Raw genomic sequence first — 19443 nt, 5'->3', positions numbered from 1 at the left:
GGGTGCGCGATCCGCGGCATCGGATCGTCGTCACCGGCCAGCTCGGCCAGGGCAAGAGCCGGTTCGTGAACGCGCTGCTCGGGCTGGACGTGTGCCGGGTCGGTGACGACACGACCACCGTCCTCCCGCTGCAACTGTCCTACGGTGCGCAGCAGCGCGCGTTCCTGGTCCTCACCGCCCCCGGCGCCGACGAGTCGCGGGTGGAGATCCCGTTCGACGAGATCGGCGAGGTAGATCCGCGCAGCGCACTGGCCCAGGGCAGGCAGGTGGTGCGGATCGAGGCCGAACTGCCCAACCAGCTGCTGGCCGACGGCGTCGTGCTGATCGACACTCCCGGCGTCGGTGGTCACGGAAATGCTTGCGCCGCAGGTGTCCTCGGTATCGCGGCGGCCGCCGACGCGGTGCTCGTGCTCTCGGATGCTTCCACCGAGCTCACCGCGCCCGAGCTCACCTTCATCCGCCAGATCCGCGAATTGTGCCCCACGGTCGCGGTTCTGCTCACCAAGACCGACCTCTACCCGCACTGGCACCAGGTGCTCGAGGCCGATCGCGCGCACCTGACCCGCGCGGAAGCCGATGTCGCCCTGATCCCGGTCTCGGCGTTGCTGCGCGCGCACGCGCTGCGCCTGCAGGACGCGCAGCTCGGCGCGGAGTCCGGCTTCGGTGTGCTGTTCGGATTCTTGCGCGACCGCGTGGTCGCCCGCGACCAGGCCGCGACCCGTCAGGCGGTCGCCCGCGAGTTGTCCTCGGCGGCCGAACATCTGGCGCTCGCGCTGGGCAGCGAGCTGGTCGCGCTGCGTGATCCCGCGCTCGGCTCGGCCGCCGTCACCGAGCTGCAGGCGGCGCGCGCGGCCGCCGAGGATCTGCAGCGGCGCACCGCGAGCTGGCAGCAGACTCTGGCCGACGGCATCACCGATCTCGTCGGCGACGTCGACCATGACCTGCGCGAACGCCTGCGCGGCGTCGCCCGCACCGGCCAGGAGTGGATCGACGAGCACGACCCCGGCCGGCACTGGGGCGCGATCGCCGAATGGCTCACCAGCTCCGTCGACACCGCGCTCGGCGACAACCTCCTGCTCACCCATCGCCGGGCCGAATTGCTCGCCGAACGCATCGCGGGCCATTTCGCCGAAGTCGGCGCCGTCGATCTGCCCGAGGTCCATGCCGGAATGGACGACGAGCGCCAGCTCGCCAGCTCGGGTTCGCTCGCCGACCTCGAGCCGGACATCGGTTTCGCCAGCAAGGTGCTGGTCGGCATGCGTGGTTCCTACGGCGGCGTCTTGATGGTCGGCCTGGCCACCACCTTCGCCGGTCTGGCGATGCTGAACCCGATCTCGCTCGGCGCCGGCCTGATCGTGGGCGGCAAGGCCTATCGCGACGACAAGTCCGCGCGCCTGGCTCGCCGCCGGATCGAGGGCAACGCGGAGGTGCGCCGCTTCCTCGACGACGTGGCGTTCCAGGCGAGCAAAGACACCAAGGATCGCCTGCACCGCATCCATCGCGCCCTGCGTGATCATTTCGCCGGGGTGGCCGAGCGCAGCCTGCGCTCGATCGATGCCTCGCTGCGGGCCGCGCAGGACGCGGCGACGATGGCCGCGACGCACCGCGCCGAGCGCACCGTCGTGCTGGAACGCCAGTTGACCGCCGTCGCGGAGCTACGTCGCTACGCGGATTCCATGCAAGCCGAGCTGGGACGGGCCGACGGTACGGTATCTGGGTGACCCACCGTTTCGACACCGCCGCGCCCCAGGCCCAACCCAGAATCCTGGCCGAAGCGCACGAGCTGGTCGGCGCGGCGGCGCGGATACTCGGCCGGGACGAGTACGCGCGCGCCCTGCTCGCCGAGTGTGAGTACCGTCTGCGGGAGCCGCTGCGCGTCGCACTGGCCGGCTCGATCAAGGCGGGCAAGTCGACGCTGCTGAACGCGCTGGTCGGCCAGGCTGTCGCCCCGACCGATGCCACGGAATGCACCCGCGTGGTCACCTGGTACCGCGACGGCGCCACCCCGACGGTCACCGCGCACGCGGCCGACGGCGCCCGCGCCAATGTGGTCGTGCGCCGCGGCACCGGCGCGCACGGCCTCACGTTCGACTTGACCGCACTGCACTGGGATGTCGGGCGTCCCCGTGAGGTCGATCATCTCGAGGTCGGCTGGCCGTCGGCGGCGCTGGCCCAGACCACGATCATCGATACCCCCGGCACCTCGTCGCTGTCGCGTGAGGTGTCGCTGCGCACCGCGCGGCTCCTCACCCCGGCCGCCGCCGGGACCGACGCGCGCGGGTCGGCCATCGCGGCGCCCGGCGCGGATGCCGTGGTCTACCTGCTGCGCCGCCTCGACGCCACCGACGTGCAGTTCCTCGAACAGATCGGCGCCGGTGCCGGTGGCGCGGGTCCGCTCGGTGTGATCGGGGTGGTGTCGCGCGCCGACGAGATCGGCGCGGGCCGCATCGACGCGCTGCATTCCGCGCGCGATGTCGCGGCCCGCTTCGCCGGCGAGCTCGAACGGACCGGGTTGTGCCAGGCGGTGATTCCGGTGGCGGGCCTGCTCGCGTTCGCCGCGTCCACGCTGCGGCAGCCGGAGTTCGCGGCGTTCGAGGCGCTGGCCACGGTCCCCGCGGAAGATCTCGGTGTCGCTCTGCTCTCGGCGGACCGGTTCGCCCGCGCCGACATCGCGCTGCCCGTGGCGCCGGAACTGCGTGCGCAGCTGGCGGATCGCTTCGGCCTGTTCGGTATCCGCATGGCCACCATGCTGATCCGCCTCGGCGTTCGCGATTCGGCCTCGCTGGCAGCGGAATTGGCCGCACGCAGCGGGATCGATGAGTTGCGCTCGGTGCTCGAGGTCCAGTTCGGCCAGCGCGCCGAGGAATTGAAGGCACATTCGGCGCTGAGTACGCTGGACCGAATCCTCGTCGCCTACTCCGGCACCGAAGCCGACCGGCTGCGGCCCCGGGTCCGCGCCCGGCTCGCCGACGTGCACGGTTTCACCGAGCTGCGGCTGCTCGGCCGGCTGCGCACCGACGAACTCCCGCTGCCCGCACCGGTCCTCGCCGACCTCCACCGCATCCTCGGTGGTGCGGGCGTGGCGGCCCACCTGCGTCTCGGACTGCCCGCCGACGTCGACCTGGAAACCGTGCGCGCCACGGCCTTCAGCGCGGTGCGCACGTGGCGCACCCGAGCCGCGCACCCGCTGGCCGATCAGGCCACTGCCACCGCCTGCCGCGCGGCGGCCCGCAGTGCCGAAGGAATCCTGGCCGAGCTGTCGCGTCCGGTCAGATGAAGTACGCGGTCCCCGAAGAGCTTCCGGTCCCATAGCCGAGGCTCTTGGCGAACTCCCGGATCGCGATCAGCGCGTGCCCGACCGGACCGGGATCACTGCACGACCCACCGACCGACGAGAACGTGCACCCGTCATCGGCCACCGCGACCACCGGCGCACTCTCCGCCGCCGCCACCCCGGCACCCCCGAAAACCACCGCACCACTCACGAGCAACCCACAGATCCCACGCTTCAGCATCCTCCGAAACTATCCCACCGAGTCACCCACCGCCCTGCCCCCAATCCCGGGGGCCTGCCTCAGGCGGCGTGCACGCTCAGTTCGATGTGCATCCCGGCGGCCACCATGTTCACCAGTGCGTCCAAGCTGAAGAGGCCGATCTTTCCCCGCGTCAGATCGGATACCCGCGGCTGTGTCACGCCCAGCCGTTCCGCCGCCACGGCCTGCGTCCACCCCGCCGCTTCGATGTGTTCGGTCAGCGCGCTCATCATTCGGTCAGCGTGCTCATCAGTCGTGACCGCAGCCGCATGTTCTCAACGGTCGGAGTCGTCCCGGAGTAGGGCTCGTCCTCGGCGGCGAGGTCGAGAATGTCGAGCGCTTCGTCGGTCTCCGGGCGGTCACGATGTGGCGTCGGGTGCTGCGGTTGAGCGAGGTCGGCGCAAGAATGGCCCGGGGTCGGGAAGTTTTTTCGGGCGGCGGGAATGAATCGCCGCAGCTGCTGGTTGTGCAGATCGACAACATTGAGCGTGTGTGACTCAAGTCCAGGTTGACTCGCGAGGGATCTCGGGGGCAGGATTGAGCCCACCACGCTCAGTGTTACTGAGACTGTTGCCCCTAAGTTCGTCAAACAGGAGGAATCACTATGGCTCGTGCGGTCGGAATCGACCTCGGGACCACGAACTCTGTCGTCTCCGTTCTCGAAGGCGGCGAGCCGGTCGTCGTCGCGAACTCGGAAGGCTCGCGCACCACCCCGTCGATCGTCGCGTTCGCGAAGAACGGTGAGGTACTCGTCGGTCAGCCTGCCAAGAACCAGGCCGTCACCAACGTCGACCGCACCATCCGCTCGGTCAAGCGCCACATCGGCACCGACTGGAACGTAGAGATCGACGGCAAGAAGTACACCCCGCAGGAAATCTCCGCGCGCACGCTGATGAAGCTGAAGCGCGACGCCGAGGCCTACCTCGGTGAGGAGATCACCGACGCGGTCATCACCGTCCCGGCCTACTTCGAAGACGCCCAGCGTCAGGCCACCAAGGAAGCCGGCCAGATCGCCGGTCTGAACGTGCTGCGCATCGTCAACGAGCCCACCGCGGCCGCGCTCGCGTACGGCCTGGACAAGGGCGACAAAGAGCAGACCATCCTGGTCTTCGACCTCGGTGGCGGCACCTTCGACGTCTCGCTGCTGGAAATCGGCGAGGGCGTCGTCGAGGTCCGCGCGACCTCCGGTGACAACCACCTCGGTGGCGACGACTGGGACGAGCGCGTCGTGTCCTGGCTGGTCGACAAGTTCAAGGCGTCCTCGGGCATCGACCTGACCAAGGACAAGATGGCCATGCAGCGTCTGCGCGAGGCTGCCGAGAAGGCGAAGATCGAGCTGTCGTCGAGCCAGTCGACCTCGATCAACCTGCCCTACATCACCGTCGACGCGGACAAGAACCCGCTGTTCCTCGACGAGCAGCTCACCCGCGCCGAGTTCCAGAAGATCACCTCCGATCTGCTGGACCGCACCCGCGCGCCGTTCCAGTCCGTCATCAAGGACGCCGGCATCAACGTGGCCGACATCGACCACGTCGTGCTCGTCGGTGGCTCCACCCGTATGCCCGCCGTCTCCGACCTGGTCAAGGAACTGACCGGTGGCCGTGAGCCGAACAAGGGCGTGAACCCGGACGAGGTCGTCGCCGTCGGCGCCGCCCTGCAGGCCGGTGTGCTCAAGGGTGAGGTCAAGGACGTCCTGCTGCTCGATGTCACCCCGCTGTCGCTGGGCATCGAGACCAAGGGTGGCGTGATGACCAAGCTCATCGAGCGCAACACCACCATCCCGACCAAGCGCTCGGAGACCTTCACCACGGCCGACGACAACCAGCCGTCCGTGCAGATCCAGGTGTTCCAGGGTGAGCGCGAGATCGCCTCGCACAACAAGCTGCTCGGCTCCTTCGAGCTGACCGGCCTGCCCCCGGCTCCGCGTGGCGTGCCGCAGATCGAGGTCACCTTCGACATCGACGCCAACGGCATCGTGCACGTGACCGCCAAGGACAAGGGCACCGGCAAGGAAAACAAGATCAAGATCCAGGACGGCTCCGGCCTGTCCAAGGAAGAGATCGACCGGATGGTCAAGGACGCCGAGGCGCACGCCGCCGAGGACAAGGCCCGCCGCGAGGAGGCCGAGACCCGCAACCAGGCCGAGTCGCTGGTGCACCAGACCGAGAAGTTCATCAAGGACAACGAGGACAAGGTCCCGGCCGACATCAAGTCGAAGGTCGAAGAGGCCATCGCCGAGGCCAACACCGCGCTGGCCGGCACCGACATCGCGGCCGTGAAGACCGCGGTGGAGAAGCTGGCGACCGAGTCGCAGGCCCTGGGCCAGGCGCTCTACGAGTCGCAGGCCGCCGACGCCGCCGCCGGAGGCAACGGTGCGGGCCCTGTCGATGACGACGGCGTCGTCGATGCCGAGGTCGTGGACGAGCCGGTCGACACGGAGAAGAAGTGACCGAGGCCAACTCCGAACAGGAGCTGATCGAAGACATCGTCACCGATGCCGACTCCGCCGCCGACGCGGCGGCGGAGCCGTCCACCGACGGCGAGGCCGAGGCGCCGGTCAGCGACGAGCTGGCCGAGCGCACCGCCGACCTGCAGCGGTTGACCGCGGAATACGCGAACTACCGCCGCCGGGTGGAGCGGGATCGTCAGGCCAACATCGACGCGGCCAAGGCCGCGGTGGTGACCGAGTTGCTCGGTGTGCTCGACGATCTGGACCGGGCCAGGGCGCACGGCGACCTGGAGACCGGCCCGCTCAAGGCCGTCGCCGACAAGCTCGAGACCGCGCTGACCAAGCAGGGTCTCGTCGAATTCGGTGGCGTCGGTGACCCGTTCGACCCGACGCTGCACGAGGCCGTGCAGCACGAGGGTTCGGGCGCGGATCCGGTGATCGGCCTGGTCATGCGCAAGGGCTATCGGTTCGGCGACCGGGTGCTTCGGCACGCGCTGGTCGGGGTAACCGATGCCGAGGCCGTGGGGGCATCGGATTCGGATGCCGACGGCGACACTCGATAACAACGCGCCGCGAACGACGGGCCCGAAGGCGGTAGCGGAGCGTGACCACGTAGGGCCCCGAGAGCGGCGCCATACAACACGGAGAGGAGGAGATGCCCGGTGAGCCAACGGGAGTGGATCGAGAAGGACTTCTACAAGGAGCTGGGTGTCTCCTCCGGCGCCTCGCAGGACGAGATCAAGAAGGCCTACCGCAAGCTCGCCCGCGACCTGCACCCGGACTCCAACCCAGGTGACAGCAAGGCCGAGGAGCGGTTCAAGGTGGTCAGCGAGGCCAATGCCGTGCTGTCGGATCCGGCCAAGCGCAAGGAGTACGACGAGACGCGCCGCCTGTTCGCGGGCGGCGGCGGTCGCGGCTACGGCGGCGGCGGGTTCACTCCCGGTGCGGGCGGCGGCTTCTCGCAGGACTTCAACATCGGTGACATCTTCGGCCAGGCCGGTGGCGCGGGCGCCGCGGGTGACGGCGGGCTCGGCGATCTGCTGGGCGGGCTGTTCAACCGGGGCGGCGCACGCGGCGCGAGCCGTCCGCGCCGGGGTTCCGACGTGGAGACCGAGACGACGCTGGGCTTCCGCGAGGCCGCCCAGGGCGTCACCGTCCCGCTGCGGATGACCAGTCCGTCGCCGTGCACGACGTGTCACGGCAGCGGCGCCAAGCCGGGCACCAGCCCGCGAGTGTGTCCGCACTGCAACGGTTCCGGTGTGGTCAGCCGTAATCAGGGCGCGTTCGGTTTCAGCGAGCCCTGCGACGACTGCCGCGGCACCGGGTCGATCATCGACGATCCGTGCACCGATTGCTCGGGCACCGGCATCCAGAACCGCACCCGCACGATCACTGTCCGGATTCCGCCCGGTGTCAGTGACGGGCAGAAGATCCGGTTGGCCGGGCAGGGCGAAGCGGGCCTGCGTGGGGCGCCCTCGGGCGATCTCTACGTGACCGTGCACGTCAGCCAGGACAAGGTGTTCGGCCGCCAGGGCGACGACCTCACCCTGGTGCTCCCGGTGAGCTACAGCGAATTGGTACTGGGGACAACTGTTTCCGTGCCGACGCTGGACGGCCGGGTCGGTGTGAAGGTGCCGCCGGGCACCGCCGACGGGCGTATCCTGCGGGTACGCGGTCGTGGTGTGCCCAAGCGCGGCGCTGCGGGCGGCGCCGGTGACCTGCTGGTCACGGTGAAGGTCGCGGTTCCGCAGAACCTGGATTCCGATGCCACCGATGCGCTCAAGCGCTATCAGGAGGCGGAGAAGTCGGGTGGCTTCGATCCGCGTGCGGGATGGGCGGGTGCTTGATGGCCCCGCGCATCGAGCTCAGCGCCCGGAGGAGGTAGCGCAGCGTGACCATGGAGGGCGTCGGGAGAGGCGCAGATCAGGATCCGGCTCCGAAGTCCGCGTCGGGTGGGACCTCGCGTGCCGAGTTCTTCATGATCTCGGTGGCGGCTCAGCTGGCGGGTATGCACGCGCAGACGTTGCGCACCTATGACCGGCTGGGTTTGGTCACACCCCAACGCACTTCGGGTGGCGGACGCCGGTACTCGGCCCGCGACGTCGAGCTGCTGCGCGAAGTGCAGCGGCTGTCGCAGGACGAGGGCGTCAACCTCGCCGGCATCAAGCGCATCATCGAGCTCACCAACCAGGTGGAGGCGCTGCAGCAGCGCGTCGAGGAGATGAGCGCCGAGCTGGAGCAGTTGCGGGCGGGCTACCGGCCCGACCTGTCGCCGCCCCAGCGCAGCACCGCGCTCGTGGTGTGGCAGCCACGGCATCGGCGCTGAGTTCCACGTTTCGGTCGAGCCCCCGGCTCGCGATCCGCTACCGCGGTCGCGGACCGGGGGCTCGTCCGTTGGCCGGTCAACCCCCGGCGACCGGCTGGTGATTCTCCAGCAACCTCTTTATTCGTGAGCTTGCTGGTGCCACTGCCGGCCGTAACGCTGTGAGGTGGGGATATATCTCGGAACCATTACAGGAGTTTGCTGTAAGGATGCTGAATTCGGACCATTCGGAACCTGTTTCCGCAGGAGGATCGCGGCACCCCGACACACCCTCCCCGCGTGTCGCGGCACGGCGCGTCGGGTTTCGGGGTCCCGGATTCGTAGCGGAAGAGTCGCTCTACCAGGCACATTGGTGCGCGATCGATGCTTTCCCTGACAAGATCAGCAAAGCGTGAGGTAGTGTTCACCCCACTTTAACGATCTTGGGGTATGTTTTCAGGTGATACTGATGAGTACCATCTGGTTTTTAGAGAATTACATGCGTGATGTTTAAGAGTACGATTCCGAAGCTGGCAAACCTCGCCTAGACTTCTCGCATCGGCTGCTGACGAGTGTCCTCCCAGCCCGTCACTCGCCGGCGCGGCTAGCGTTCGATGGCGAAACGAGGTTGTGACACATATGGATTCGCGGACTGTCGCTTTGATCCGGACTACGTTCAAGGCGGTTGCTGCGGAAGACGGTGGGCACGAGAAGCTAGCCAGGTCGTTCTATTCGATCCTGTTCACGGACTATCCCGGAATCCGTGACTACTTCCCGGCAGCCATGGACTCCCAGCGTGACCGGCTCGTCAAGGCGATCTCCTACGCGCTCGACCGGTTGGAAGAACCGGACAAGCTGCTCCCCTTCCTGGCCCAGCTCGGGCGCGATCACCGCAAGTACGGTGTGCAGCCCGCGCACTACGTCGCGGTCGCCAACTCGCTGAAGTCGGCCATGCGCCAGTTCGCGGGCACCGAGATGTGGACCGACGAGGTCGCCAGCGCCTGGGACGAGGGCCTGGCCACCATCAGCGGCGCGATGATCAGCGCCGCCGACAAGGAGTCGACCCCCGCCGCCTGGAGCGCGACCGTGGTCGAACGCCGGGAAGTGCTGCGCAATCTCGCGGTCATCCGGGTCCAGCTCGACCAGCCGATGCAGTACGCGGCGGGCCAGTACCTCAGCGTCCAGGTGCCCGCGCGGCCCCGGATGTGGCGCTACCTCTCCCCGGCCAACCCGGCGAACGCCAACGGCGAGATCGAGTTCCACGTGCGCAGCGTGCTCGGTGGCTGGGTGAGCCCGGCCATGGTCTCGCACACCACCGTCGGCGACCAGTGGCTGCTCGGTTCGCCGCTCGGCGGACTCGGCGTCCCGCGCAACACCAAGCGCAAGATGCTGATGGTCGGCTGCGGCACCGGCGTCGCGCCGCTGCGCGCGCAGATCATGTCGATGGCGCAGCGCCGGGTGAACCCGAAGGTCCACCTGTTCGTCGGCGGCCACCACCCCTGCGACCTCTACGACCTGCAGGTACTGAGCCAGCTGGCCGTCGCCAACAAGTGGCTCTCCGTCACCCCCGTCAGCGAGAGCGACGAGAACCCCTGGTGGTTCTACGATTCCGGCGACCCCCAGGCCGACCTACCCGGCCTGGAACCCCGGATGACCGGCCAGATCGGCAAGGTCGTCGCCAGCTACGGCCCCTGGGCCGACCGCGACGTCCAGATAGTCGGCTCCCCCTCCATGGTCCAAACCACCAAGTTTCGCCTGATGGCCGCCGGCACCCAGGCCAAGTCGATCCGCCACGACCCGTTGTTCTAAGCCCGAGGTTCGCTCGGACGGGTGAACCTGCGGGGTCGATGGCCGGGATCTGCAGCGCTCGCGACGGATACCGGTGTCCGGTAGCGTCGCACCACATGAGTACTCCTGGGGGGAGCGACGGTCAGTCGTTGTCGGTGGTTCCCGACGAAGTCCGCGATGTCGGTCGGTATGTCTACGGCATCGCTGATGCGCTGCGTACGGCATTGGATTCAGCGAGCCGCGAGGTCGAGACCCTGCTCACCGGCGGCTGGACCGGGGATCTGGCCGATGACTTCAGGACCGGCTGGACCGAAACCAACGATGGCGGAACCCAGATCTGCACCGCTCTGACCAGTATGGCCGAGAAGCTGGGTATCACCGCCGACAACTTCCAGAACCAGGACACCGCAACGTCTTACAGCCTCAATATGGCTGGCCTCGATCTGACGGAGTCGTGATGGGTTCGGAGTTCTCTGTCGATATGGATCAGCTCGATCAGATCGTGGCGCGCTTGGCTGGGCTCGCCGGCTTCGTCGCCGATCATCTCGACGACATCGATGATCATGTCGCGACGCTGAAGGGCACCACCTGGGAAGGTCTCGCGGCGGACGCCTATCAAGTCGCCCATCAGCAGTGGATAGTCGGGGCGCGGGAGTTCGCCGAGGGGATACAGGACATGAGCACGGCCGCAAGGTCTGCCCACGGCCGCTATTCGACTGCGGCCGAGACCAACAAGCGGATGCTACAAGGCGGATAGCCAGGTGTCCTGGACCATTGATTCCGGCATGTACTACGACGCCGGAAAGAAGTGCCATCTGCTCGCCGACGACATCAGCCTCGCCCTGGGGCCGCTGAACTCCACCCTGCAGAACGAGTGCGGCGGGATGGCCGGCGACCACGAGAAATGCACTGACTGGACCACTACCTACGACCGGCACGCAGCGGACATCGTCACCTTGACAGCCACATTGGCCAATGCCCTGCGTCGGTACGGTGATGTGCTGGAAGCGTGCGGCTACAACTGGTGGCATTCGAACCGAGCCACCGCAAGCGGTCCCGAACCAGCGCGTCCCTCGGTGTCGGAACCGCTGTACGACTCCGGGATGGCGCTTCCCGTCACGGCGAGAGGTGACAACGGGGCGGGGTTGGACGAGGGTGCCGTTGTCGGGCTGTTGGAGAAAGTCGGCAAGATTCCCAACGGTGACGCGACCAAGCTCGTCAAAGCGCGCGATGCGTGGAAAGCGTTCGCCGACAGTGGCTATATCACCGGTGCCGCCGACCGGGTCAAAGGGGTCAACGCCAAATTCACCGGCAGCACGGACCCGAACATCATCGATGTCGAGGAGAAGCTCAACACCCTCGAACAGGCCGCGAAGTTGGTGGCCGATGCCGCCAAGGGCATGGTCACTCCGGTCTCCGAACATCACACCGCGCTCACCGACATGCGCACCGAGATTCAGTCCGCTGTCGCCCAAGCCGGTATCGAGATCGCCGCGGCGATCGGCATCACCATCGCTGTCGTCGCGGTCACCGCGGTGTTCACAGCCGGACTCGCCTCCGGCGGCGCCGCTGCGGGTGGTGCTGTCATCACGGTCGAGATTGTCGAGAGCACCGCCTTGATCATCAAGAACACGGTGACCGCCAGCCGCCTCCTCGTCATCTTCGGTACTGTCGTCGCGGCCGGCACAGCTACCGGTGGGTTCACGGCGGTCCCTGACCTCACCAACGCGGGTGTCAGCGCGGCGGTCGCGGCGATCGCGGGCTTGGCCGTCTACATCGCCGCTGACGATGCGCCGGACGCGACCGCAGGCGGCGGTGGTGCTGCGGCCGCCGGACCAGCAAACGCTGAGGAGGTCAAGGAACTTCTCGAATCGGCCACGCGGCCTGGTAATACCAAACCGCATCGTGAACTGGATACCGACGAAGAGATTCGAGAACTGTACGATCAGATCACTCGAAAGGGGGAGCCGATGGATGTCGGTAGCTACCCGGGCCGCGGTTCCCGTCTGCCGGATGGAACAGAGGTTCGTATCAGGGACACCAGTGATTCGGGAGGCGTCACCATCGATGTCAAGTATCCCGGAAGTGGTAAGCCAGTGAAGGTGCATCTACCGAAATGATGAATACTAAGCTAGAGAACTTTCTGCTGTATGCGATCGATGACGACTGGGCGCCGATCGCCGAATTCGATGCCGACGTGCAGAAAATCACGCCCGGAGAGTACTCCCGACGCCGTGTTCTGGAGGTGATCCAGGATCTGGCCACGCGAGGGTACATTCAACTCGGGGCGTTTCCAGGAGGCGGGCGATCGTGGGAGCCATGGACGGTTCCCGTCGAGGATGGGATTCGCCGAATCGCGGAAGGGTTCAACAATTCGACCGGGTATCTCGAGATTTCCGACACTGAAATTGGATCGAGCGAAGTCTTTCGTGCGGCGATCACGTCGGCTGGTCGCAAGCGCCTGAACGAGCTGGGTGACCCGTATGAAATATACGGGGATCCATGGTCCGACGACCCCCTTCTGCGGGCAGATTAGAACGAAACCGGTGTAATTCTTCACTGGGTATTCTTGGAATCTGCCAGGTGACACGTTCGGGCAGGTGCCAGGGTAGTGGCCTCTGTTCTATGCCCCCTCGGCGATGATGTTCGTCGGGGGAGTGCCGGTGTCGATGAGGCGGTCGACCGTGGTGCGGACCATGGCGGGGGAGCCGCAGACCAGGACCTGGTGCTGATCGAACGGGCCGTGCGCGGCGGCCACGTCGGCGAGGGTGCCGTGCAGCATCTCGGCGGGGGCGAAGCCGATGTCGACGCGGGAGTGCTCGTGCCATTCGTCGCGGATCGGCGGATCGTCGGGGGTCTCGACCACGGGAATTACCGTCAGCCAGGGCAATTCGCCGGACAGCAGGAACAGCATGTCCGCGGCGTAGAGGTCGCGTGGGGAGCGGCCACCGTAGAAAAGGTATGTGCGCGGCGGGTTCTCGCGTCGGGCCAGGTCGAGGATCTGGGCGCGCATCGGCGCCAGACCGGTGCCGCCCGCGATCATCACCACCTCGGTGGCCTCGGGATCGACGTGGAAAACGCCGTAGGGCGCGTTGATTCGCCACTGATCGCCGGGCTTGGTGTCGGCGACGATCGAACTCGAGCACCAGCCGCCGGGCACCGTGCGCACATGGAATTCCAGCTTGCCGTCGAGCGAGGGCGGCAGCGCGGGGGAGAGCCTGCGCCGGACGCCGGGGTGCTGGGGCACCTCCACCTCCACCGAGCCACCCGCCGCGAACGGCACGAAGTCGCCGATCAGCCGGATCACGGCGATGTCGTTGCGCAGGCGGTGATGGCCGACGACGGTGGCCGTCCAGGCCGGATCGGGAATCTCGCTCATCGGTCTCTTTCGCGAAACGGGTGGTGCGGGACGGGTTCTCAGCCGACCGGGTCGGCGGCGATGATCTGCGGCGGGGTACCGGCCCGGATCAGGGCGCGGCGGGTGTCGGCGATCATCCGCGGTGAGCCGGCGACCTGGATCTGCCGATCGGCCCACGAGCCGAAGCTGGTCACCACCGCTCCCAGATTACCGACCAGGCGACGGTACATGCCGCTCGGCGCGGACGCGGGCCGCTGCGGATACCACCACGGATCGTCGCGTTCCTCGCACACCGGCACCACGGTCAGCCACGGGTTGGACTGGGAGAGCTGCCACATATTGTCGACATCGTAGAGGTCGCCGGGGAAGCGCCCGCCGACGAAGAAGTGCACGCGCGGATTGATGCCACGCTGACTCATCTCGATCAGCTGCGCGCGCAGCGGCGCGATCCCGGTGCCGGAGCCGATGAACAGCACATCGCGCCCGGACTCCCGGTCGACGTGCAGGCCGCCGAGCGGACCGGCGATCTTCCACCGATCACCGACCTTGGTGTCGTTGACGATCGCGGGGCTCACCCAGCCGCCGCTGATCCGGCGCACGTGGAACTCGATCTCGCCATAGGGGTTCGCGGGGATCGCGGGGGAGAAGTAGCGCCACATGTTCGGCCGCTGCGGGACCTGCACCGGCACGTACTGGCCCGCCTTGAACGGGATCGGCCCGTCGGCCTGCAGCCGCACGATCGCCAGATCGTCGAGCACCTTGCGATGCCCGACCACCGTCGCGCCCCAGAACGGCTGCGACTTGTCCTCGTTGGCGCCGATCGCCATCGAGGCCGAGACGAGGATGGTGATATCGCTCCAGCCCTCGTGCAGTTCCCTGGTCCACCGGTTGCCGTGGAAGGAGCGCAGGGCCGAGAGCAACGCCCGGCCCGCCATGTCGTAGTGGTCCGCCTCGACCCCGTATTTCCGGTGGTCGCGGGCCAGTTGCTCGAGGAACTTCTGTGCGCGCTCGAAGTCCTCCAGATTGTCCAGGACATACTGCAGCGCCGTGATCAGACGCTTGGGCATCATGTCCATCGCGGGTGGGAACAGCTCCCGTAACGCCGGGTTCTGCGCGAACAGGTGACCGTAGAAAGCGCTGATCAGCCGCTCGGGACCACCGGGTGTCTCCGACACCCCGCGGAAATCGGCGCGGACCAGCGCAAGCGAACGCGCATCCACGTCGTCAAGCTCCCTTTCCCTGAAATTGCTGCGATGTGGCCCCGCCTCACGACGGGCGCCTCCTCAAGTATCCCCCGAAACCAGCCGCTGGGTGCAGGGATGCTCGTCACGGTCCCATTCGCCGGACGGATCGTAAGCCGTCGTCGGCGGGGTTGGCACGATGGCGCCGTCATCGATACGGGTCGGTGATCTTGCTCGTCCCGAATCTTCGGTCCACCGCCGCCCGGCGCGAGCCCTAGCCGCACATAGCATCGCTTGCTATCCTTGCCGATATGACCAGGATGATTACCCAAGCTGAGCTGCGCAACGGCAGCGCCGGGGTGATGGATGCCCTCGAGGCCGGTGATGACTTCATCATCACCCGCAACGGTCATCCGGTCGGCGAGCTGCGCCCGATCCGCCCGCAGCGCGACATCGGTACGGCCGAGTTGAAGGCGCGTCTCGCGCGTTTTGCCGACGCCGGCACCGCGGCGGAAGAACGTGCGGAGATCGACGCGGCGTTCGGCGCCGAGCGTCTCGATGACTGACGCTCCGATGCGGCACCCGGTCGGCCTGCTGGATACGTGCGTACTCATTGATCTCCCGCGAATCGATGACGCGAAACTTCCGATCCGTTCGCGAATCAGCACGGTCACCCTGGTCGAACTGGGGATCGGGATCGCGTTGGCGACGGAGCCGAAAACGCTTGCCCTCCGGACCGAGCGGATGCTGGAAGTAGAGCATGCTTTCGACGCTTTGCCGCTGTGTTCCGCGGCGGCGCGCCGGTTCGCGACAATGGCCAAACTCGTCATCGCCGGCGGTCGAAATCCCAAGCCGCGCAAGATGGATCTGATGATCGCCGCGATAGCCTCCGCGAACGATCTGCCGCTCTACACGAGCAATATCGATGATTTCCGCGGCCTGGATCCGGTGCTCACCCTGGTAGCGGTGTGAACGGACGGGCCTGACGAGACGGCGGAACGCCCGTCGATGATGTAGGTCATCTCGGAGTCGTGCGCTGTTCTGGTTCGGTGTGGTAGGGATCGGTGATCCGCCGGAGTTCGATCAGGGTGTTCCGCAGGTCGGTGGCGGCGGGTCGCCCCAGATGGGTGACCCACTCTGCCTCTACCTTCGATGCTGTCCGATTCGCCAGTTCCACGGCACGTCTGCCCTTCTCGGCCAGGCGCAACTGCCGGGCACGTCCGTCGCTGGGGTCGGGATGCCGTTCGAGGTATCCGTTGCGAACGAGCTGATCGACGAGCACCTTCGCGGTCTGCTTGGTGATCTGCGCCTGGGCGGCCAGTTCGGTCAGGCGCGATCCCTCCGGTCCGATCCGCGCGACCAGGCGCGCCTGCGCCGGGGTGAGCTCGTCGAACCCTCCCTCGACCAGGGCGACGAGTACCCGCCGTTCCATCTCCCGATAGGGAACGAAGAGGAGAACTCCGAGGTTGAGTGCGTCGTCGCTCATCCCACTCCTTGATCCGGTCAGTTTTACTGACTATATTAGTCAGAAAGGCTGACGAATTGGAGGCCGTGGTCATGGATGTCGATCAGCACTGGCGGATCATCGCCGAGCAGCGCCGCGCCATCGCGCACCTGCTCACCACCCTCACCCCCGCGGAGCTGGACACTCCTTCCCTCTGTGACGGCTGGCGCATCCGCGACGTCGCCGCGCACGTGGCCCTGGCCCCACAACCACCCGGTCCCCTCGGCATGCTCCGCGAAGCCGCCCGCGCCCGCGGCAGCTTCCACCGCCTCAACCACGACCTCGCCGTCCGCCACGCCGACGCCACCCCCGACCTCGCCGCCGAACTGTCGGCCGTCGCCGACTCCCGCCGTCTGCCCGCGGTCACCAACTACCGCAACATCCATTTCGACGTCATCGTGCATGCCCAGGACATCGCCCGCCCCCTCGGCCGCACTGTCGCTGTCGACCCGGCCGCGGCAGCCGTTGCCGCCCAACGGGTCTGGACCATGGGCTGGCCGTTCTGGGCCAAGCGCCGCCTCGCCGACGTCACCCTGGTCGCCGAGGACTCGCCCTGGACCGTCGGCTCCGGCCCCGAACTCCGCGGCACCACCCTCGAGCTGCTGCTACTCCTCACCGGCCGCGAGGTCACCGGCCTCGTCCGCCGCTGAGTCAGCCGGCGACCAACCGCACCGCCGCCTGCCGCGCGACCTCCCCGATCTCGAACTTCTTGCCGACGATGTGCTGGACCAATGCGGGCTCGTGCCATCCCGTACTTGCGCAGGTGACGCAGGACCGCCCCCGGCTACACGAACACCCCGTTGGTGTGGAAGTTCAACGGCACATCCCGAATCTGCGCGTCGAAGTCGTCGGTGTCCTAGCTGTGTGAGCTCGAAACCACCGGCGCGTGCGTGAGATAGGCGAGCGCTCGATCGCGGATCCGTGGGTCCGGACCGGGTCGGTTCACCACCGGTTTGCCCTCGGGATCGCGCCCGTCGAACGGGCTGGAAAGTCGAAGTCCACTCATGGTCGATCGACCTACGCGGCCGGGCTCAACCACCCTTTCCCATGCTAATGTCCCAGGTCAGAGCAGTGGACGGCGAGAAGGGGTGGGGATTGAAACGCGCAGGTACAGCAGTGATCGTGGCGGGCCTTGCGGTGGTCGGGCTGGCCGGGTGCGACTCGGGGGAGACCTCGTCGAAGGGGGCGACCACTACGGCGAAGCCGGTGTTGTGGAATCCGTGCACGGAGATTTCCGATGATGCGCTGAAGGCGGCGGGGGTGGATCCGGCATCCGAGGAAAAGGGTGTTGCCGGTGTTCCGCAGTCGGGGTGGGAGATCTGTGGATGGGATGGCCCGACCTTCGCCGTGACCGTCTACGCCACGAACAAGACTGTGGATCAGTTCAAGTCCAAGCCCGGCAACGTCGACTTCCGCGCGGTCACGATCGCCAGCCGAGCCGGGGAAGAGTTCCGCGTCGAAGGCGCTTCGAAGAAGCTCGACTGCAACGCCGTGTTCCCGGTCGCGCAGGGCGTCGTGCAGCTGCAGATCCTGAACCGCGCGAGCTTGGACGGACTGACGGATCCGTGTGTGTCATTGGCGCGAGTGGGGGAGACCCTCGTGCCGACATTCCCGAAATGAGGGGGCGGAACGGACATGGCTGAATCCCCGTATTCGGACCTGCTCGGAAAGACTCGCGCGGGCGAGGTCTATCTGAACGACGAGGCCGCCGCATACCACATGTACAAGGCTTGCGATAAGCGGCTCACAGATCTGGATTCACTTCGCGCCGTGGCTGTGCGAGCGCAGGCCGTCAGCGGCTTCGGTGACTTCGACATGGCGAGGCAGCTCGAGAAGCAGTTCCTTCGGCAAGCGACCGGCGACGACAATTCCGTCGACGCCGTCATCCTCAAAGACATCGAAGCTGTCAAACAACTGCGCGAAGTCTTCTCCCTCTCGTTCAAACGCCTCACCGGCCAGGACATCGAAACCGCCAATGCCCTCGACTACACCACCGAGCAGGTGAAGTAGATGCAACCCAACATCGCGGGACTCGACCTCCTCGGCGGCCTTCGCAACTTCGTCCTGTCCCCGTTCGGCGACGACGGTGAGCTCGATGCCGCCGATATCGCGGACATCCAGGATCGATACAACGACCAGCGCACGACCAACCGCCAGAGGGCTGCCGAACTCGGATTCGACGGTGAATACCGCCCCAACATGGTGACGAAAACCGACGCCTTCGAGGGGACTGTCGCTCAACTGCGGGCCAAGGTGGACAAGATCGACCTCGATGCCGTCAACGACCTGATCGGCGCGTGGAACGAGATCTCGACCCGCAACAGCACCTCGCTCGACGAGTTCCGCAAGCAGATCACTCGCGGCACGGCGCCCGATATCTGGTCCGGTGCGGCCGCGACCGCGGCAGCGGAAACCGTCGCGGCATACGACGCCACGGGCAAGAAGGTCACCACCGCTGCCGCGCTCACCAGAAGCAAGCTCGACGAACTCCGCACCGGCCTCGAACCGACCAAGCGCCTCGTTCCGTACGAGCCCGAGCATCGCAGTGGCCTGGACAACTTCGGCGGTCTCTTCACCGGCCGCGCCTGGCGCAATGACGATGTCGCACAGGAGAATGCGCGAGTCGAAGCGGTCCGCGTCCTGAAGTCTGTCTATGCTCCGGTGATTATCGAATCCGATACCGAGGTTCCGGTCATTCCCATCCCGAAGACGGTCGAGAACGGCGGCGGGGACCCGGATTACAACGGTGGATCGACCAAACCCAATTCGAACAACCCGAATTCGTCCACCTCGGGCACCGATCAACCGGCGACCGACCCGGCGTCCACGACTCCGGCGTCGACGACTCCGTCCGATGGTGACACCGCCGACGACGAGACCACCACCGGCGACGACACGACGACCGACGACGACACGACCGCGCCGCAGTCGACCGACCCCGGGGCGACCACGCCGGCATCCACCACGCCGAGTGGCACCGCACCGGGCGCGGGATCGCCATCCGGATCACCCGGTGGCGCAGGAACTCCCGGCTCCGGATCGCCGGGTTCGCCGGCCCCGGGCAGCGCGGTACCCGGTGGTGGCGCGACCGCGGGCACCACGGCCGCGGGCGCCCGGGCCGCGGGCGCGGGCAGCGGTACGGCAGGCCGGGCGGGCATGCCGGGCATGGGCGCTCCCGGTGCGCGGGGCGGCGGCAAGGACGACGAATCAACCAAGGGCATTCCCGACTACCTGATCACCCAGGAACACGGTGACGAACTCACCGGTCTGGACAACTTGCCCAAGCTGGTTCCGCCCGTCATCGGCGCCGACTGAATCGCGAAACCTG

23 protein-coding genes are annotated in these 19443 nt (G+C 67.1%); 17 read left to right on the top strand and 6 right to left on the bottom strand.

Annotated features, from left to right (window positions below; translation table 11 throughout):
- Positions 1 to 2: 2 nt before the first annotated feature.
- Both NV348_RS13965 and NV348_RS13960 read left to right on the top strand, forming a co-directional pair.
- Positions 3 to 1721 carry a dynamin family protein gene (locus NV348_RS13965; protein WP_447147323.1) on the top strand — a complete coding sequence of 573 codons (1719 nt, stop codon included), beginning with the start codon at positions 3 to 5 and terminating at the stop codon, positions 1719 to 1721.
- Positions 1718 to 3277: a dynamin family protein gene (locus tag NV348_RS13960; protein WP_447147322.1), complete on the top strand. Its 1560-nt coding sequence runs from the start codon at positions 1718 to 1720 to the stop codon at positions 3275 to 3277. The genes NV348_RS13965 and NV348_RS13960 overlap by 4 nt, the downstream gene beginning before the upstream one ends.
- Here NV348_RS13960 and NV348_RS13955 read toward each other — a convergent pair.
- Genes NV348_RS13955 through NV348_RS13945 form a run of 3 tightly spaced genes read right to left on the bottom strand, consistent with a single transcriptional unit; the run spans position 3270 to position 4080 of the window.
- Positions 3270 to 3515: a hypothetical protein gene (locus tag NV348_RS13955; protein ID WP_447147321.1), complete on the bottom strand. Its 246-nt coding sequence runs from the start codon at positions 3513 to 3515 to the stop codon at positions 3270 to 3272. The two genes, NV348_RS13960 and NV348_RS13955, sit on opposite strands and share 8 nt — an antisense overlap.
- Positions 3516 to 3574: 59 nt before the next feature.
- Complete coding sequence (locus NV348_RS13950; protein WP_447147320.1) at positions 3575 to 3766, bottom strand: helix-turn-helix domain-containing protein; 192 nt, start codon at positions 3764 to 3766, stop codon at positions 3575 to 3577.
- Positions 3763 to 4080 carry a hypothetical protein gene (locus NV348_RS13945; protein WP_447147319.1) on the bottom strand — a complete coding sequence of 106 codons (318 nt, stop codon included), beginning with the start codon at positions 4078 to 4080 and terminating at the stop codon, positions 3763 to 3765. Before NV348_RS13945 ends, NV348_RS13950 begins: the two co-directional genes overlap by 4 nt.
- A gap of 57 nt (positions 4081 to 4137) precedes the next feature.
- On the opposite strand from NV348_RS13945, the gene dnaK reads away from it, so the two are divergent.
- The 9 genes from dnaK to NV348_RS13900 all read left to right on the top strand — a co-directional run bounded on the left by dnaK (position 4138) and on the right by NV348_RS13900 (position 12608).
- Complete coding sequence (gene dnaK / locus NV348_RS13940) at positions 4138 to 5982, top strand: molecular chaperone DnaK (protein WP_447147318.1); 1845 nt, start codon at positions 4138 to 4140, stop codon at positions 5980 to 5982.
- A complete protein-coding gene (gene grpE / locus NV348_RS13935) occupies positions 5979 to 6545 on the top strand; it encodes a nucleotide exchange factor GrpE (RefSeq protein WP_447147317.1) in 567 nt (188 codons plus the stop codon). Before dnaK ends, grpE begins: the two co-directional genes overlap by 4 nt.
- Positions 6546 to 6644: 99 nt before the next feature.
- Entirely contained in the window at positions 6645 to 7829 is a 1185-nt protein-coding gene (gene dnaJ / locus NV348_RS13930; RefSeq protein WP_447147316.1) for a molecular chaperone DnaJ, read from the top strand.
- 131 nt (positions 7830 to 7960) lie between these two features.
- Positions 7961 to 8308, top strand: coding sequence for a heat shock protein transcriptional repressor HspR (locus NV348_RS13925; protein WP_378825622.1), 348 nt, complete (start codon positions 7961 to 7963; stop codon positions 8306 to 8308).
- Positions 8309 to 8923: 615 nt separating this feature from the next.
- The gene (locus NV348_RS13920) at positions 8924 to 10093 is read left to right on the top strand and encodes a globin domain-containing protein (protein WP_447147315.1); all 1170 of its coding nucleotides are present in this window, start codon (positions 8924 to 8926) and stop codon (positions 10091 to 10093) included.
- 134 nt (positions 10094 to 10227) lie between these two features.
- Positions 10228 to 10530: a WXG100 family type VII secretion target gene (locus NV348_RS13915; protein WP_447151031.1), complete on the top strand. Its 303-nt coding sequence runs from the start codon at positions 10228 to 10230 to the stop codon at positions 10528 to 10530.
- Positions 10530 to 10829 carry a WXG100 family type VII secretion target gene (locus NV348_RS13910; protein WP_402648746.1) on the top strand — a complete coding sequence of 100 codons (300 nt, stop codon included), beginning with the start codon at positions 10530 to 10532 and terminating at the stop codon, positions 10827 to 10829. Before NV348_RS13915 ends, NV348_RS13910 begins: the two co-directional genes overlap by 1 nt.
- A gap of 4 nt (positions 10830 to 10833) precedes the next feature.
- Positions 10834 to 12192, top strand: coding sequence for a hypothetical protein (locus NV348_RS13905; RefSeq protein WP_447147314.1), 1359 nt, complete (start codon positions 10834 to 10836; stop codon positions 12190 to 12192).
- The gene (locus NV348_RS13900) at positions 12189 to 12608 is read left to right on the top strand and encodes a hypothetical protein (protein WP_447147313.1); all 420 of its coding nucleotides are present in this window, start codon (positions 12189 to 12191) and stop codon (positions 12606 to 12608) included. Before NV348_RS13905 ends, NV348_RS13900 begins: the two co-directional genes overlap by 4 nt.
- A gap of 87 nt (positions 12609 to 12695) precedes the next feature.
- Here the strand turns inward: NV348_RS13900 and NV348_RS13895 are convergent, their stop codons facing one another.
- Both NV348_RS13895 and NV348_RS13890 read right to left on the bottom strand, forming a co-directional pair.
- Entirely contained in the window at positions 12696 to 13451 is a 756-nt protein-coding gene (locus NV348_RS13895; protein ID WP_447147312.1) for an FAD-binding oxidoreductase, read from the bottom strand.
- Between the two features lie 38 nt (positions 13452 to 13489).
- Complete coding sequence (locus NV348_RS13890) at positions 13490 to 14650, bottom strand: FAD-binding oxidoreductase (protein ID WP_447147311.1); 1161 nt, start codon at positions 14648 to 14650, stop codon at positions 13490 to 13492.
- A gap of 272 nt (positions 14651 to 14922) precedes the next feature.
- On the opposite strand from NV348_RS13890, the gene NV348_RS13885 reads away from it, so the two are divergent.
- Both NV348_RS13885 and NV348_RS13880 read left to right on the top strand, forming a co-directional pair.
- Positions 14923 to 15177 carry a type II toxin-antitoxin system Phd/YefM family antitoxin gene (locus tag NV348_RS13885; RefSeq protein WP_387161076.1) on the top strand — a complete coding sequence of 85 codons (255 nt, stop codon included), beginning with the start codon at positions 14923 to 14925 and terminating at the stop codon, positions 15175 to 15177.
- Positions 15170 to 15583 (top strand): type II toxin-antitoxin system VapC family toxin, encoded by a 414-nt coding sequence (locus NV348_RS13880; protein ID WP_447147310.1) that lies wholly within the window; start codon positions 15170 to 15172, stop codon positions 15581 to 15583. The genes NV348_RS13885 and NV348_RS13880 overlap by 8 nt, the downstream gene beginning before the upstream one ends.
- Positions 15584 to 15629: 46 nt before the next feature.
- Here the strand turns inward: NV348_RS13880 and NV348_RS13875 are convergent, their stop codons facing one another.
- Positions 15630 to 16097 (bottom strand): MarR family winged helix-turn-helix transcriptional regulator, encoded by a 468-nt coding sequence (locus NV348_RS13875; protein WP_447147309.1) that lies wholly within the window; start codon positions 16095 to 16097, stop codon positions 15630 to 15632.
- 71 nt (positions 16098 to 16168) lie between these two features.
- On the opposite strand from NV348_RS13875, the gene NV348_RS13870 reads away from it, so the two are divergent.
- The 4 genes from NV348_RS13870 to NV348_RS13855 all read left to right on the top strand — a co-directional run bounded on the left by NV348_RS13870 (position 16169) and on the right by NV348_RS13855 (position 19430).
- On the top strand, positions 16169 to 16765 hold the full coding sequence (locus NV348_RS13870; RefSeq protein ID WP_447147308.1) for a maleylpyruvate isomerase family mycothiol-dependent enzyme: 597 nt from the start codon (positions 16169 to 16171) through the stop codon (positions 16763 to 16765).
- A gap of 421 nt (positions 16766 to 17186) precedes the next feature.
- Positions 17187 to 17735, top strand: coding sequence for a DUF3558 domain-containing protein (locus NV348_RS13865; protein ID WP_447147307.1), 549 nt, complete (start codon positions 17187 to 17189; stop codon positions 17733 to 17735).
- A 15-nt stretch (positions 17736 to 17750) separates the two neighbouring features.
- On the top strand, positions 17751 to 18125 hold the full coding sequence (locus NV348_RS13860; RefSeq protein WP_447147306.1) for a hypothetical protein: 375 nt from the start codon (positions 17751 to 17753) through the stop codon (positions 18123 to 18125).
- Positions 18126 to 19430: a hypothetical protein gene (locus NV348_RS13855; protein WP_447147305.1), complete on the top strand. Its 1305-nt coding sequence runs from the start codon at positions 18126 to 18128 to the stop codon at positions 19428 to 19430.
- Positions 19431 to 19443: the final 13 nt, after the last annotated feature.

It is taken from the genome of Nocardia fodinahabitans, from assembly GCF_052983615.1.
The sequence above is the reverse complement of the archived record's forward strand: the minus strand, read 5'-3'. Positions and strand labels throughout refer to the sequence as shown.